This window comes from Streptomyces sp. NPDC048419 (genome assembly GCF_043200415.1).
Classification (GTDB): domain Bacteria; phylum Actinomycetota; class Actinomycetes; order Streptomycetales; family Streptomycetaceae; genus Streptomyces.
The window spans coordinates 163871-177824 of sequence record NZ_JBICXT010000005.1 but is presented as its reverse complement, the minus strand read 5'-3'; the positions used below and the strand labels follow the sequence as shown (position 1 = coordinate 177824).

The window sequence follows — 13954 nt, the reverse complement described above, 5'->3', positions numbered from 1 at the left end:
GCCGGGCCGTCGGTCGAGTGAGCGGTCAGCTCTCCGCGGTCTCCACGGCGGCCGTGGCCTTCCGCGTGCGACGCGTCCTGGGCTTCGCCTCGGCCGCGTCGGCGGTGGCCTCGGCGGCTGCCGTGGCCTTGCGGGCGCGGGTGGTCCGGGGCTTGACCGCGGGCTCGTCGGCGGCCTGCGCCGGGATCTCGGCGGCGGCGGCCGTCTTGCGGGTGCGGCGCGGCTTGGCCTCGGCGGCCTCGGCCGCGTCGACCGCGGTGGTCGCGGCCTTCCGCGTGCGGCGGGGCTTGACCTCCTCGGCGGCGGCTTCCGGGGCGGCGGCCGTCGTCTTGCGGGTACGCCGCGGCTTGGCCTCGACGCCCTCCGCGGTGTCGACGGCGGCTTCAGCGGCCTTGCGCGTACGGCGCGGCTTGGCCTCGGCGACCTCTGCCGTGTCCACGGCGGTCTCCGCGGCGGCGGCCTTGCGGGTCCGCGTACGGGGCTTGGCCTCGACGGCCTCGGCGCTCTCCGAGGTTGCGGCGGTCTTGCGGGTGCGGCGCGGCTTGGCCTCGACGGCCTCTGCCGTGTCCACGGCGGTCTCCGCGGCGGTGGCCTTGCGGGTTCGCGTACGGGGCTTCGCCTCGGGCTCGCCGGCGACCTGCGCCGGGATCTCGGCGGTGGCTGCCGTCTTGCGGGTCCGGCGCGGCTTGGCCTCGACTGTCTCGGCCGTGTCGACGGCGGTCTCGGCGGTGGTGGCCGCCTTGCGCGTACGACGGGGCTTCGCCTCCGCGGCCTCGGCGGTGTCGACCGCCGTCTCCGCGGCAGCCGCGCTCGCCGGGGCTTCCGCGACGGCCAGGGTCTTCACGACCTCAGCGGCCTGCTCGGCAACCGTCTCCACGGCCGCCGTGCCCTCCGCGGACTTACGGGTGCGCCGGCGGCGCGGCTTCTCCGGAGCCTCGGGGGCGTCCAGGGCAGGGCCCTCCGCCGCCGTGACGGCGGCTTGCGCGGCCTCGGGCGCGGTGGCCGTGGCCGGCGGCACCTGCTCGGACGCGCCACCGCGGGTACGGCGACGGCGGCGCAGGGTGCGGGGACCGGTCTCCTCGGAGGACGCGGTCTCCGCCACGGCCTCCGGAGCGGCGGTCGCGTCCATCGGCGTACCACTGCGCGTGCGGCGACGGCGCCGCGGCGTACGCTCCTGGCGCTCACGCTCGGCGGGCCGGGACTCGGCCCGGTCACCCCGGTCACCCCGTCCGCCTCGGCCGTTCCGGCCGCCGCGAGCGCGGCCGCCGGTCTCGCCGAGATCCTCCAGCTCCTCCGCGTCGAGACCCGCGCGCGTGCGCTCGGCACGCGGCAGGACACCCTTGGTGCCCGCGGGGATGTTGAGTTCCTCGAAGAGGTGCGGGGACGTGGAGTACGTCTCCGGCGGGTTGTTGAAGTTGAGCTCCAGCGCCTTGTTGATCAGCTGCCAGCGCGGGATGTCGTCCCAGTCGACGAGCGTGATCGCGATGCCCTTGGCGCCCGCGCGGCCGGTGCGGCCGATGCGGTGCAGGTACGTCTTCTCCTCTTCGGGAGACTGGTAGTTGATGACGTGCGTCACGCCCTCGACGTCGATGCCGCGGGCGGCGACGTCGGTGCAGACGAGGACGTCCACCTTGCCGTTGCGGAAGGCGCGCAGCGCCTGCTCGCGGGCGCCCTGGCCGAGGTCGCCGTGGACCGCGCCGGCCGCGAAGCCGCGCTGCTTGAGCTGGTCCGCGAGGTCGGCCGCGGTGCGCTTCGTACGGCAGAAGACCATGACCAGTCCCCGGCCGTCGGCCTGCAGTATGCGCGCGACCATCTCGGGCTTGTCCATGTTGTGCGCGCGGTACACGTGCTGCGAGGTGTTCGCGACCGTCTTGCCCTCGTCGTCCGGCGCGGCGGCGCGGATGTGCGTGGGCTGCGACATGTAGCGGCGCGCGAGACCGATGACCGCGCCCGGCATGGTCGCCGAGAACAGCATGGTCTGGCGCCGGACCGGCAGCATGTTGATGATCTTCTCGACGTCGGGCAGGAAGCCCAGGTCGAGCATCTCGTCGGCCTCGTCGAGGACGAGGGACTTCACATGCTTGAGGTTGAGCTTCTTCTGGCCCGCGAGGTCCAGGAGCCGGCCCGGGGTGCCGACGACCACGTCGACGCCCTTCTTCAGGGCCTCGACCTGGGGCTCGTAGGCCCGGCCGCCGTAGATCGCGATGACGCGTACGTTGCGCACCTTGCCCGCGGTCAGCAGGTCGTTGGTGACCTGCTGGCAGAGCTCGCGGGTCGGGACGACGACGAGCGCCTGCGGGGTGTCGGTGAGGTCCTCGGGCTTCGCGCGGCCCGCCTCCACGTCCGCGGGGACGGTGACGCGCTCGAGGAGCGGGAGGCCGAAGCCCAGCGTCTTGCCGGTGCCGGTCTTGGCCTGGCCGATGACGTCCGTGCCGGAGAGGGCGACGGGGAGGGTCATCTCCTGGATGGGGAAGGGGGTGATGATGCCGACGGCTTCGAGGGCCTCGGCGGTCTCGGGAAGGATGCCGAGATCTCTGAACGTGGTAGTCAGGGTGCTGCCTCTTCTGTGTACGCGGTGCGAGGCGAGCGCGGGGGTCGTAGACGGACCGTGCCGGGGGACGTCGGCTGCCTTACGATCTTGCCGTAGGGCACGGGACCTCTGCCGACGCTCTAGCGCTCGTACCGCTGAGGTGTCCCTCCGGTCGTCGTACGCAATGTGCCGTACGGCCTGGGAGGGCTGTCGGGTCGGAGCCGATCGGGCCACCGACCGGGCATCCTCATACGTGCGGCCCGTCGACTACTCGGCAGGCGCATTACCACCATACCCCGGAATCCCGCACACACGATGGCCGATTTGGTCACGTAGCCGTCATCACACTGATTGACCAGGGACTTCCGCCACTCGGCAAGCGGACTATTGTGCGCTTCATGACGACGCCTGACAACACCTCTGACGCACCCTCCGAGCACACCGGAGTCGCCGCCCAGGACTGGGCGAAGGCCTCCGCCGATCCGCAGTACCGGGCCGCGGTCGTCGATCTCCTCGGTGCGCTCGCGTACGGCGAGCTCGCGGCGTTCGAGCGGCTCGCGGAGGACGCCAAGCTGGCGCCCACGCTGGCCGACAAGGCGGAACTGGCCAAGATGGCGTCGGCGGAGTTCCACCACTTCGAGAGGCTGCGCGACCGGCTCACGGAGATCGGCGAGGAGCCCACGCACGCGATGGAGCCGTTCGTCGCCGCGCTGGACGGCTTCCACCGGCAGACGGCGCCCTCGGACTGGCTGGAGGGGCTCGTCAAGGCGTACGTCGGCGACTCGATCGCCAGCGACTTCTACCGGGAGGTCGCGGCCCGGCTGGACGGGGACTCGCGCGAGCTCGTGCTGGCCGTGCTGGACGACACCGGGCACGCCGGCTTCGCCGTGGAGAAGGTGCGCGCCGCGATCGACGCCGACCCGCGCGTGGGTGGCCGTCTCGCTCTGTGGGCCCGGCGTCTCATGGGCGAGGCTCTGTCGCAGTCCCAGCGAGTGGTCGCGGACCGGGACGCGCTGTCGACGATGCTCGTGGGCGGGGTCGCGGACGGGTTCGACCTCGCCGAGGTCGGCCGGATGTTCTCCCGGATCACCGAGGCGCACACGAAGCGCATGGCCGCCCTGGGGCTCGCCGCCTAACGCCTGTGGTCCCCGCCTCCGCGGTCGTCCCGGTCGGTCCGGGCTTCGCGGTCGGTCCGGGCTTCGCGGTCGTCCCGCCCGTCCTGTCGGTCCTCGTCGAGATCACGCCGGCGCCGAGCGCCGGCGGAGTCTCCCTGCCGGGCGCACCAGCAGGGAGAGAGAGGCGGCGGACACGATCGCCGCGCCGAGAAGATTCAGCAGGATGTTGCCGGGGTCGAAGGCGCTGTGGGTGACGAAGGCACCGAACAGGGCTCCCGCGGCGCCCGTCGCCAGCACGAGGGAACGGGCGGGCAGACGGTGGGCCAGCCGGTGGCTCGCAGCCCACGCCAGCGCCAGACCGAGCAGCGCGGAGCCGAGCGCTTCGATCAACAACATGGGGCCCTCCCACGGCCAGACTGCGCGTCACGGTCGTAGCCCGTCATACCCGTGACCTGCGGAATGCAATCCTCCTCTGTGCGTCCGTTGTGCTCCATATGTGAAGAGAAGAATCTTGGGCGAACGGCAGGGGCCCGGCGGTCGTCGACCGCCGGGCCCCTGCCTTGATCCGGTGATTACAGCGCGCCGAAGCCCACCTTGCGGGGGGCGGGCTCGCCGAGCTCGACGTAGGCGAGGCGCTCCGCCGGGACGAGGACCTTGCGGCCGTGCTCGTCCACGAGGGTCAGCAGCTGCGCCTTCCCGGCCAGCGCCTCGGCCACGATGCGCTCGACCTCCTCGGCGCTCTGACCGCTCTCCAGAACGATCTCGCGGGGCGCGTGCTGCACGCCGATCTTGACCTCCACGGCTATGTCCCTCCGACGGTCAGTGAAGTGCGCGACCTTTACGCGCCGTACCCAGCACACATTAGCCCGGTGAGGGGACGCGCACGCTCCGCCCCGGAACGCCAGGAGCGAACACGGGGCGGGAACAAATGCGTGTCAGGGGGCCTTCAGTGGTGCTGTTCGCTGCCGTGCAGCGGGAAACCCGCGATACCGCGCCAGGCCAGCGAGGCCAGCAGCTGCACCGCCTGGTCGCGCGGCACCGTGCGGTCGCTGTGCAGCCAGGAGCGGGCCACCACCTGCGCGAGTCCGCCGAGCCCGGAGGCCAGCAGCATCGACTCCGCGCGCGAGAGGCCGGTGTCCTCGGCGATGACGTCGCAGATCGCCTCCGCGCACTCGTTCGTGACCTTGTCGACCCGCTCGCGCACCGCGGGCTCGTTCGTCAGGTCCGACTCGAAGACCAGGCGGAAGGCGCCGCCGTCGTCCTCGACGTACGCGAAATAGGCGTCCATCGTCGCGCGGACGCGCTGCTTGTTGTCGGTCGTCGACGCGAGTGCGCTGCGCACCGCCCCGATCAGTGACTCGCAGTGCTGGTCCAGCAGTGCGAGGTAGAGGTCGAGCTTGCCCGGGAAGTGCTGGTAGAGCACCGGCTTGCTGACGCCGGCGCGCTCGGCGATGTCGTCCATGGCGGCCGCGTGGTAACCCTGCGCCACGAAGACTTCCTGGGCGGCTCCCAGCAGCTGATTCCGTCGGGCACGTCGCGGCAGGCGCGTGCCCCGCGGGCGTGCCGCCTCTGTCTGCTCGATGGCTGTCACGCCGCCTCCCAATTTCGTCCACATGCGGTGTGCGCCGCGCCGCCATCGTACTTTTCAGTAACCCGGGTGTGCGCGGTGCGAGCGCAGAATTTCACGGACCGGACGGCGACGAAAGCCATGCAGCTCGTTTCAAACCGGACCGAAGCGGGCAGCGAACCGCCTCGTTCCAGCTCAGCGGCGCCCTCCGGTGCTTCCGTGCGCCCCCGTCAGCGGTAGTCGTCCTCGTCGATGGAGACGACGCGGTGCTGCTCGACGAGGTCGGCCTCGTTCGCGGTGGCCGGGTCCACGTCCTCGAGCGGGTCGTCGCGGTCTGCCGCCAGGTCGGCGGACTGCTCCGCCGCGTCGTTCTCAGGGGCTTCGACGTCGATCTCCCGGGGCTCCTGTGCGCCGTCGTCCTCGAACGTCTCGGGGTCGGTGGGGTCTACGGCCATGATGACGGGCTCCCTTCCTACGAACGTCCCTGTGCGAGAAGCAGGTGCCACAGCGGGTGCCCTCGTTACGAGCCTAGGAGACACCGGATCCGGATGCTATGTGCTGCGCGTGCAATCTGTGACGGCGAACACATGAGCCACTGCGTGATCGTCTCGTAACATTGCCGCATGTCTTCGACCGAGCTGCCGTCCGTTCCGGCGACCACCGTGCTCCCGAAGGTGTCGCCCGTCAGGGTCGCGGAGGGCGAGCGGCTCAGGTCGGTCGGGCTGCCGGGCATCACGCTCACGGTGCGGTCGAGACCACCGGCGCGCGAGGGCCTGCCGCCCGCGCTCTACGTCCACGGGCTCGGCGGTTCCTCGCAGAACTGGTCGGCGCTGATGCAGGAGCTCGAGGGCGTCGTCGACGGTGAGGCCGTCGACCTGCCGGGCTTCGGCGACTCGCCGCCGCCGGACGACGGCGACTACTCGATCACCGGGCACGCGCGCGCGGTGATCCGTTTTCTCGACGCGTCCGGGCGCGGTCCCGTGCATCTGCTCGGCAACTCGCTCGGCGGCGCCGTCACCACGCGCGTCGCGGCGCTCAGGCCCGACCTCGTACGGACGCTGACGCTGGTGTCGCCGGCGCTGCCGGAGCTCCTCGTGCAGCGCAGCGCGGTGCCGACCGCGCTGCTGGCGCTGCCGGGAGTGGCCAACCTCTTCACCCGGTACACCGTCGGATGGACCGCGGAGGAGCGCGTCCGCGGCGTGCTGGCGCTCTGCTACGGCGACCCCGGCCGGGTGTCGCCGGAAGGTTTCCGCAACGCCGTGGAGGAGATGGAGCGGCGGATGCAGCTGCCGTACCTCTGGGACGCGATGACGCGTTCCGCGCGCGGCATCGTCAACGCCTACACACTGGGCGGACAGCACGGCCTGTGGCGCCAGGCGGAGCGCGTCCTCGCCCCGACCCTCCTCGTCTACGGCGGCCGTGACCAGCTCGTCGGCTTCCGCATGGCCCGTAAGGCGGCCCGCGCCTTCCCCGACTCGCGCCTGCTCACCCTGCCGGAGGCGGGGCACGTGGCGATGATGGAGTATCCCGGCACGGTGGCCCGCGCCTTCTGCGAACTCCTGTCCGAGCGGGGCGAGTTGATTGATAGCCTTCGGTCCGACGAGTCGGCCGGTGACGGCGGGACCGCAGCAAACAGCGCGGGGAGCTGAGGGGCGACGTGGGACGTCACAGCCGCCGCGGGGCCGATGCCGCGAAGGGCGACGCCAGGGACGCGGGTCACAAGGAGCCGGGGAGGGCGGACGGCACGCCCGCGCGCGGGGTGCCGCAGTTCTCCGACGGCCCGCCCGCTCACGGCGTGCCCCGTCCCGTCGACGGTACGCCCGCCCATGGCACCCCCCGGGTCCGCGGCGGTCACCCCGAGCAGCGTGAAGCCGGCGGCGGCTGGGGTGAGTTGAGGCAGTCCGGGGCGGCCATTCCGCGGCAGCGCAAGGCGCCGCCCGCTGGACCGCGGCAGGAGTACGTAGACGCCTTCGAGGAGGACGCCGACGTCTTCACGCCCCGGGGCGGCGGGTCCGGGCGCGCCCCGGATCCGTACGCCTCCGTCACCGACCGGGACCACGGCCCGGTCGTCGGCGCCCCCTCCGAGGCCGACGAGGACGCGCCGCCGACCGGTGTGCCGGCTCAGGCCAAGGGCGGCAAGGGGCGGACGTTCACCGGTATCGCGGCCGCCGCCGTCACCACCGTGCTCGCCGTCGTCGTGGCCGGCCAGGTCGCCGGCGGCCGCGACGACAGCGGCATCGGTGCGCAGTCGGCCACCGGCCAGGCGCGGGACGCCCGGGACCCGGGGGCGTCACCGTCCTCCTCGCCGAGCGTGGCGACACTGACGTACGCGCAGGCGATGGGGAAGAAGTACCCGCTCAGCGCGACGCTCAAGGGGTCAGGGAAGTTCGCCGCGGTCCCCGGGAGCGCCAAGGCGCCCGGCAAGGGCCAGAAGTACACCTACCGCGTGGACGTCGAGCAGGGGCTCGGTCTCGACGGCGAACTCTTCGCCCGGGCCGTGCAGGCGACGCTCAACGACAGCCGGAGCTGGGCCCACGACGGCGACCGCACCTTCGAGCGCGTCGACTCCGGAAAGCCCGACTTCGTGATCACCCTCGCCAGCCCGGGGACCACCGCCAAGTGGTGCGCCAAGTCCGGCCTCGACACCACCGAGGACAACGTCTCCTGCGACTCGGCCTCCACCGAGCGAGTGATGATCAACGCATACAGATGGGCCCAGGGGTCGAAGACCTACGGTGATCAAATTCACGCCTACCGGCAGATGCTGATCAACCACGAGGTCGGCCACCGCCTCGGCCACGGCCATGTGACCTGCACCAAGAACGGCCAGCTCGCGCCGGTGATGCAGCAGCAGACCAAGTTCCTCGACCACGACGGCATCCACTGCCTGCCCAACCCCTGGCCCTATCCCAGGAGTTGACGGGCGCCTGGGAAGTCACGTTGACATGCGCAGAAAGTTGATTCATATTTCTGGGCATGTCGACCGATCACGTCTCCGTACGCGCAGCCATCGAGCTGGCGCTCATCGGCGTGACCGCGCTCTGCGTGGCCGACATCGACTGTCGCTGACGTCCGCCCTCGGGCGTTCGCGTCGCGATCCTCTCCTCCTGCCCTGACACGGCCTTGTGCCGTGCCACTGCGGCAGTCGCTTTCGACGACCTGACGCCCGAGCAGACGTCTGCGCACTTCTGTCTCACTCCTCGTCATTCCGTCTCATCATTCGAGAGGTCGTCATTCCGATGCGCCAACCGTCCGTCACAGCGCGCCGCGTGGCCGCGGCATCCGTAGGCCTGGTTCTGGCAGCGGGCGCCGCCGCCTGCGGGCCGAAGGACAACGATGCCAAGGGCGCCGGCGGCGACTCCACGCCCCACAAGGGCGGCACTCTCACGGTCCTGAACTCCGAGGCGCAGACGGACTTCGACCCCGCGCGCCTGTACACCTCCGGCGGCGGCAACGTCCCGTCCCTGGTCTTCCGTACGCTCACCACCCGCAACCGCGAGAACGGCGCGGCCGGCGCCAAGGTCGTCCCGGACCTCGCCACCGACACCGGGCGCCCCAGCAAGGACGCGACCGTGTGGACGTACACCCTGAAGAAGGGCCTCAAGTACGAGGACGGCACCCCGATCACGTCCGCCGACATCAAGTACGGCATCGAGCGCTCCTTCGCCGCCGAACTGTCCGGCGGTGCCCCCTACTTGAGGGACTGGCTGGTCGGCGCGGCCGACTACCAGGGGCCGTACAAGGACAAGAAGGGCCTGTCGGCGATCGAGACGCCGGACAGCCGGACCATCGTCTTCCACCTCGACAAGCCCGAGGGCGAGTTCCCGTACCTCGCCACGCAGACGCAGTTCACGCCCGTCCCGAAGAGCAAGGACACGGGCACCAAGTACGAGGAGCACCCGGTCTCGTCCGGCCCGTACAAGGTCGTCAAGAACGAGAACGACGGGGAGCACCTGCTCCTGGAGCGGAACACCTACTGGTCGGCCGCCACGGACGCCGAGCGCAAGGCCTACCCGGACAAGGTCGACGTACGGTCGGGGCTGGACTCCTCCGTGATCAACCAGCGGCTGTCCGCGTCCCAGGGCGCGGACGCGACCGCGGTCACGACCGACACCAACCTCGGCCCGGCAGAGCTCGCCAAGGTGACCGGCGACAAGGAGCTGGCCGCGCGCGTGGGCACAGGCCACTTCGGCTACACGAACTACATAGCGTTCAACCCGGCGGTCAAGCCGTTCAACGACGTCAGGGTGCGGCAGGCGATCTCGTACGCCGTCGATCGCTCGTCCGTGATCAACGCGGCCGGCGGCTCCGCGCTCGCCGAGTCGGCCACCACCTTCCTGCCGAACCAGAAGTCCTTCGGCTACACGCCCTACGACCTCTTTCCGGCGGGCGGGACGGGCAACGCCGCCAAGGCCAAGGAGCTGCTGGCCCAGGCGGGGTACAAGAACGGCCTCTCCATCACGCTGACCCACTCCAACGCCAAGGACTTCGAGACCAGCCCCGAGATCGCGACCGCGATCCAGGACGCGCTCAAGAAGACCGGCATCACGGTCAGGCTGCAGGGCCTGGAGGACAACGACTACCGGGACAAGATCCACAGCGTGAAGACCGAGCCCGGGTTCTTCCTCGCCCACTGGGGTGCCGACTGGCCCTCCGGCGGTCCCTTCCTCGCCCCGATCTTCGACGGCCGCCAGATCGTCAAGGACGGCGCGAACTTCAACAACGGCCTGCTGAACGACAAGTCGGTCAATGACGAGATTGACGCGATCAACAAGTTGACCGATCTTGACGCCGCCGCCAAGAGGTGGGGTGCGCTGGACAAGAAGATCGGCGAGCAGGCCCTGACCGTGCCGCTGTTCCACCCCGTCTACAAGCGCCTGGTCGGCAGCGACATCAAGAACGTCGTGATCAGCGACTGGACCGGCGTGCTGGACATCTCGCAGGTCTCGGTGAAGTAGCGCCGTGAGCGAAGCACTTGTCGCCGCCCAGGTCCCCGAGGCGTCCGCCTCGAGGACCTCGGGGGCCGTTCAGTTCTGGCGGCGGCTGCGCACGCAGCGCGCCGCCCTCGTCGCGGCGTCCCTCGTCGTGCTGCTCGTCCTGGTCGCGCTGACAGCGCCGCTGCTCACCGCCCTCGAAGGCCAGGACCCGACCACGTACCACCCCTCGCTCGTCGACTCCGCGCGCGGAGGCGTGCCGATCGGCTCCTTCGGGGGCGTCGGCGCGGACCACTGGCTGGGCGTCGAACCGCAGACCGGGCGAGACCTGTTCGCCCGGCTCGTCTACGGGGCGAGGGTCTCCCTGGGCGTCGCGCTGGCGGCCACCGTGATCCAGGTCTTCCTGGGCGTGGTGATCGGCATCGCGTCCGCGATCGGCACCGGATGGGTTGATCAACTGTTGAGCCGGGTCACGGACATCTTCGTCGCCATGCCGTTGATGATCATGTCGTTGGCGCTGCTCGCGATCGTCCCGTCGAGCTTCCCGCGCCCCGTCCTGGTCACGTTGGTCATCGGGTTCATCGCCTGGGGCAACATCGCGAAGATCGTGCGGGCCCAGACGCTCACGCTGAAGGGGCTCGACTACGTCTCCGCCGCCCGGCTCAGCGGCTGGGGCACCTGGCGTGTCGCCCGCAGGGAGCTGCTGCCCGGGCTCGCCGCGCCGGTCATCACGTACGCCGCGATCCTCATGCCGGTCAACATCAGCGTCGAGGCCGCCCTGTCGTTCCTCGGTGTCGGTGTGAAGCCGCCGACACCGTCCTGGGGGCAGATGCTCACCGCCGCCGACGTCTGGTACCAGGCGGCGCCGCAGTACCTGCTGCTCCCGGCGGGCGCGCTGTTCGTCACCGTGCTCGCGCTGACCGTCCTCGGAGACGGCGTCCGCACCGCCCTCGACCCCCGCGCCGCGTCACGGCTGAGCGTCGGAACGGGCCGCAGGCGGGAGGCCAGGGCGGGCGCGAAGGACGCCGGAGCCGGCGCGAAGGAGGGATCCGCATGAACGGCTTCGGAGGCTTCCTGGTCCGGCGCTCCCTCGGCACCGTCGTGACCCTGCTGGCCATCTCCGTCATCGTCTACGTCGTCTTCTACGCCACCCCCGGCAACGTCGCCCAGATCACCTGCGGCCCGCGCTGCTCCCCGGAGCAGGTACACCAGGTGGCGCAGCAACTCAGGCTCGACGACCCCCTGTACGTGCGCTACTGGCACTTCCTGCAGGGCCTGTTCGCCGGCCAGGACTACTCCACGGGCACTTCGGTGGAGCACTGCCCGGCTCCCTGCCTCGGGCTCTCGTACCAGACCGACCGCCAGGTCATGGACATCATCCTGACCAAGCTCCCGGTGAGCCTCTCCCTGGTGCTCGGCGCGATGGTCCTGTGGCTGGTCCTCGGCGTCGGCACCGGTGTGCTCTCCGCCTGGCGGCGCGGCCGGTTCACCGAGCGGGTGCTGACCGCCCTGACCCTGGCGGGCTGGGCCACCCCGGTCTTCGTCATCGGCCTGGTGCTGATGATCGTCGTCTGCGGCGAACTGCGGCTGCTGCCCTTCCCGCAGTACGTGAAGCTCACCGACGACCCCGAGCAGTGGGCGTGGAACCTGCTGCTGCCCTGGCTCTCGCTCGCCCTGATCGAGGCCGCCGCGTTCGCCCGGCTGACCAGGGCGTCGATGCTGGAGACGCTCGCGGAGGACCACATCCGCACCTTCCGGGCCTACGGCGTCGCCGAGCGGACGATCGTGGGACGGCACGCGCTGCGGGGCGCCCTGGCGCCCGTGATCGCCCTGAACGCCAACAACGTCGGCTCGGCGATCGGCGGAGCCGTCCTCACCGAGACCCTCTTCGGCCTCCCCGGCATCGGACAGGAACTGGTCCACGCCGTCGACGTGGTCGACCTGCCCGTCGTCGTCGGCATGGTCCTGGTGATCGGCTTCTTCGTGGTCCTCGCCAACGCCGTCGCGGACGTCCTGTACGCGGTGGCCGACCGACGGGTGGTACTGACATGAGTCTCGTCCAAGTCACCGATCTGACCGTCGAGTTCGGCGACCTCAGGGCCGTCGGCGGACTGTCGTTCGCCCTGGCGCGGGGCGGCGCCCTGGCCCTGGTCGGCGAGTCCGGCTCGGGCAAGTCCACGGTCGCCTCGGCCCTGCTGGGCCTGCACCGCGGCACGGGCGCGCGGGTCGGCGGCTCGATCGAGGTCGCCGGCACCGACGTACGGCAGGCGTCCGACGAGGAGTTGCGGCGGCTGCGCGGCGGGAAGGCCGCCATGGTCTTCCAGGACCCGCTGTCCTCCCTCGACCCGTACTACGCGATCGGCGACCAGATCGCCGAGGTCTACCGCGTGCACACGCGCGCCTCACGGCGGGCGGCACGCGCGCGTGCGGTGGAGGTGCTCGACCGGGTGGGAATTCCGGACGCTCGGCGCCGCTCCCGCTCCCGTCCGCACGAGTTCAGCGGCGGTATGCGCCAGCGCGCGCTCATCGCCATGGCCCTCGCGTGCGAGCCCGAGCTGCTGATCGCCGACGAGCCGACCACCGCGCTCGACGTCACCGTGCAGGCCCAGATCCTCGACCTGCTGCACACGCTGCGCGAGGAGACCGGCATGGGGCTGCTGCTCGTCACGCACGACGTGGGCGTGGCCGCCGAGAGCGCCGACGAGGTGCTGGTCATGCGGCACGGGCGCGTGGTGGAACACGGGCCGGTCGCCGCCGTGCTGGCCTCGCCCGCCGAGCCGTACACACGCGAACTCCTCGGCGCCGTCCCGCGCGTGGACGCGCCGCGCACCCCCTCGGAGGTGTCCGGCGAGGTCGTGCTGGAGGCGAAGGGCCTGCGACGTGAGTTCGGGCGCGGAAAGCGGGCGTTCACGGCCGTGGACGACGTGTCGCTGACGATCCACCGCGGCGAGACGCTCGGCGTCGTCGGCGAGAGCGGCAGCGGCAAGACGACGCTCGGCCGGATGCTGGTCGGGCTGCTGGAGCCGACGTCCGGAGAGGTCCGGCACGACGGGCACGCGCGCGTGGGTGTGCGTCCGGCCGTCCAGATGGTCTTCCAGGACCCCGTCTCCTCCCTCAATCCCCGCCGCAGTGTGGGCGAGTCGATAGCCGACCCGCTCCGCGCGCGTGGGGAGCGCGACGACAAGCGCATCCGGGGGCGCGTGTCGGAACTGCTGGAGCGCGTGGGACTCGAACGGGCGCACTACGACCGCTACCCGCACGAGTTCAGCGGCGGACAGCGCCAGCGCGTGGGCATCGCACGAGCGCTCGCGGCCGATCCGCGCGTCATCGTCTGCGACGAGCCCGTCTCCGCGCTGGACGTGACCACGCAGGCCCAGGTGGTGGCTCTGCTCGGCGAACTCCAGCGTGAACTCGGCCTGGCGCTGGTCTTCGTGGCGCACGACCTCGCCGTCGTCCGCCAGGTCAGCGACCGGGTCGCGGTGATGCGCCGCGGCCGGATCGTGGAGTCCGGCCCCGCCGACGAGGTGTACGACAACCCGCAGGACCGGTACACCAAGGAGCTCCTGGCCGCCGTACCGGCACTCGACCCGCAGGTCGCCACGAGCCGCAGGGCGGCACGGCGGGAGCCGGCCGCAGCCTGACGGAACGTGACTGCATGATCTCTTAGCGCGATCGAACGCGAACCGCACAGGAAAGTTACGACCGTTCACCCCTTTTGGTGGGGGGGGGGGGGGGGGGGCGGCCGCCCCCCCCCCCCCCCCCCCCCCCGCCCCCCCCCCGGGGGCCGCCCGGCGGCCCGGGGGGGGCG

At 71.4% G+C, this 13954-nt stretch carries 13 protein-coding genes; 8 read left to right on the top strand and 5 right to left on the bottom strand.

What is annotated here, in order from left to right:
• Positions 1–25: 25 nt before the first annotated feature.
• The gene (locus ACGFYN_RS13570; RefSeq protein ID WP_393865972.1) at positions 26–2458 is read right to left on the bottom strand and encodes a DEAD/DEAH box helicase; all 2433 of its coding nucleotides are present in this window, start codon (positions 2456–2458) and stop codon (positions 26–28) included.
• A gap of 470 nt (positions 2459–2928) precedes the next feature.
• Between ACGFYN_RS13570 and ACGFYN_RS13565 the strand changes: the two genes are divergently transcribed.
• Positions 2929–3666 (top strand): ferritin-like fold-containing protein, encoded by a 738-nt coding sequence (locus ACGFYN_RS13565; protein ID WP_393865971.1) that lies wholly within the window; start codon positions 2929–2931, stop codon positions 3664–3666.
• A gap of 102 nt (positions 3667–3768) precedes the next feature.
• Here ACGFYN_RS13565 and ACGFYN_RS13560 read toward each other — a convergent pair whose 3' ends face one another.
• The 4 genes from ACGFYN_RS13560 to ACGFYN_RS13545 all read right to left on the bottom strand — a co-directional run bounded on the left by ACGFYN_RS13560 (position 3769) and on the right by ACGFYN_RS13545 (position 5667).
• Positions 3769–4041 carry a hypothetical protein gene (locus tag ACGFYN_RS13560; RefSeq protein ID WP_393865970.1) on the bottom strand — a complete coding sequence of 91 codons (273 nt, stop codon included), beginning with the start codon at positions 4039–4041 and terminating at the stop codon, positions 3769–3771.
• 176 nt (positions 4042–4217) lie between these two features.
• Positions 4218–4445: a DUF3107 domain-containing protein gene (locus tag ACGFYN_RS13555; RefSeq protein WP_393865969.1), complete on the bottom strand. Its 228-nt coding sequence runs from the start codon at positions 4443–4445 to the stop codon at positions 4218–4220.
• Positions 4446–4591: 146 nt separating this feature from the next.
• Positions 4592–5236, bottom strand: a complete 645-nt coding sequence (locus ACGFYN_RS13550; protein WP_393865968.1) for a TetR/AcrR family transcriptional regulator — start codon at positions 5234–5236, stop codon at positions 4592–4594.
• Between the two features lie 206 nt (positions 5237–5442).
• Entirely contained in the window at positions 5443–5667 is a 225-nt protein-coding gene (locus ACGFYN_RS13545; RefSeq protein ID WP_393865967.1) for a hypothetical protein, read from the bottom strand.
• Positions 5668–5835: 168 nt separating this feature from the next.
• Between ACGFYN_RS13545 and ACGFYN_RS13540 the strand changes: the two genes are divergently transcribed.
• From ACGFYN_RS13540 to ACGFYN_RS13510, 7 genes are all read left to right on the top strand, one after another.
• Positions 5836–6861 (top strand): alpha/beta fold hydrolase, encoded by a 1026-nt coding sequence (locus tag ACGFYN_RS13540; RefSeq protein ID WP_393865966.1) that lies wholly within the window; start codon positions 5836–5838, stop codon positions 6859–6861.
• Positions 6862–6869: 8 nt separating this feature from the next.
• The gene (locus ACGFYN_RS13535) at positions 6870–8132 is read left to right on the top strand and encodes a DUF3152 domain-containing protein (RefSeq protein WP_393865965.1); all 1263 of its coding nucleotides are present in this window, start codon (positions 6870–6872) and stop codon (positions 8130–8132) included.
• Positions 8133–8188: 56 nt separating this feature from the next.
• Entirely contained in the window at positions 8189–8281 is a 93-nt protein-coding gene (locus tag ACGFYN_RS13530; protein ID WP_393865964.1) for an Ms4533A family Cys-rich leader peptide, read from the top strand.
• 170 nt (positions 8282–8451) lie between these two features.
• Positions 8452–10170 carry an ABC transporter substrate-binding protein gene (locus ACGFYN_RS13525; RefSeq protein WP_393865963.1) on the top strand — a complete coding sequence of 573 codons (1719 nt, stop codon included), beginning with the start codon at positions 8452–8454 and terminating at the stop codon, positions 10168–10170.
• A gap of 4 nt (positions 10171–10174) precedes the next feature.
• The gene (locus ACGFYN_RS13520) at positions 10175–11203 is read left to right on the top strand and encodes an ABC transporter permease (RefSeq protein WP_393865962.1); all 1029 of its coding nucleotides are present in this window, start codon (positions 10175–10177) and stop codon (positions 11201–11203) included.
• Complete coding sequence (locus ACGFYN_RS13515; protein WP_393865961.1) at positions 11200–12198, top strand: ABC transporter permease; 999 nt, start codon at positions 11200–11202, stop codon at positions 12196–12198. Before ACGFYN_RS13520 ends, ACGFYN_RS13515 begins: the two co-directional genes overlap by 4 nt.
• Positions 12195–13787: a dipeptide ABC transporter ATP-binding protein gene (locus tag ACGFYN_RS13510; RefSeq protein ID WP_393865960.1), complete on the top strand. Its 1593-nt coding sequence runs from the start codon at positions 12195–12197 to the stop codon at positions 13785–13787. The genes ACGFYN_RS13515 and ACGFYN_RS13510 overlap by 4 nt, the downstream gene beginning before the upstream one ends.
• The last annotated feature ends 167 nt before the right edge of the window (positions 13788–13954 follow it).

Bases quoted from the DNA above. Each gene is read 5' to 3' on its own strand.
- ACGFYN_RS13570 (WP_393865972.1), bottom strand. From the start codon at position 2,458: ATGACCCTCCCCGTCGCCCTCTCCGGCACGGACGTCATCGGCCAGGCC.
- ACGFYN_RS13565 (WP_393865971.1), top strand. From the start codon at position 2,929: ATGACGACGCCTGACAACACCTCTGACGCACCCTCCGAGCACACCGGA.
- ACGFYN_RS13560 (WP_393865970.1), bottom strand. From the start codon at position 4,041: ATGTTGTTGATCGAAGCGCTCGGCTCCGCGCTGCTCGGTCTGGCGCTG.
- ACGFYN_RS13545 (WP_393865967.1), bottom strand. From the start codon at position 5,667: ATGGCCGTAGACCCCACCGACCCCGAGACGTTCGAGGACGACGGCGCA.
- ACGFYN_RS13540 (WP_393865966.1), top strand. From the start codon at position 5,836: ATGTCTTCGACCGAGCTGCCGTCCGTTCCGGCGACCACCGTGCTCCCG.
- ACGFYN_RS13530 (WP_393865964.1), top strand. From the start codon at position 8,189: ATGTCGACCGATCACGTCTCCGTACGCGCAGCCATCGAGCTGGCGCTC.
- ACGFYN_RS13525 (WP_393865963.1), top strand. From the start codon at position 8,452: ATGCGCCAACCGTCCGTCACAGCGCGCCGCGTGGCCGCGGCATCCGTA.
- ACGFYN_RS13515 (WP_393865961.1), top strand. From the start codon at position 11,200: ATGAACGGCTTCGGAGGCTTCCTGGTCCGGCGCTCCCTCGGCACCGTC.
- ACGFYN_RS13510 (WP_393865960.1), top strand. From the start codon at position 12,195: ATGAGTCTCGTCCAAGTCACCGATCTGACCGTCGAGTTCGGCGACCTC.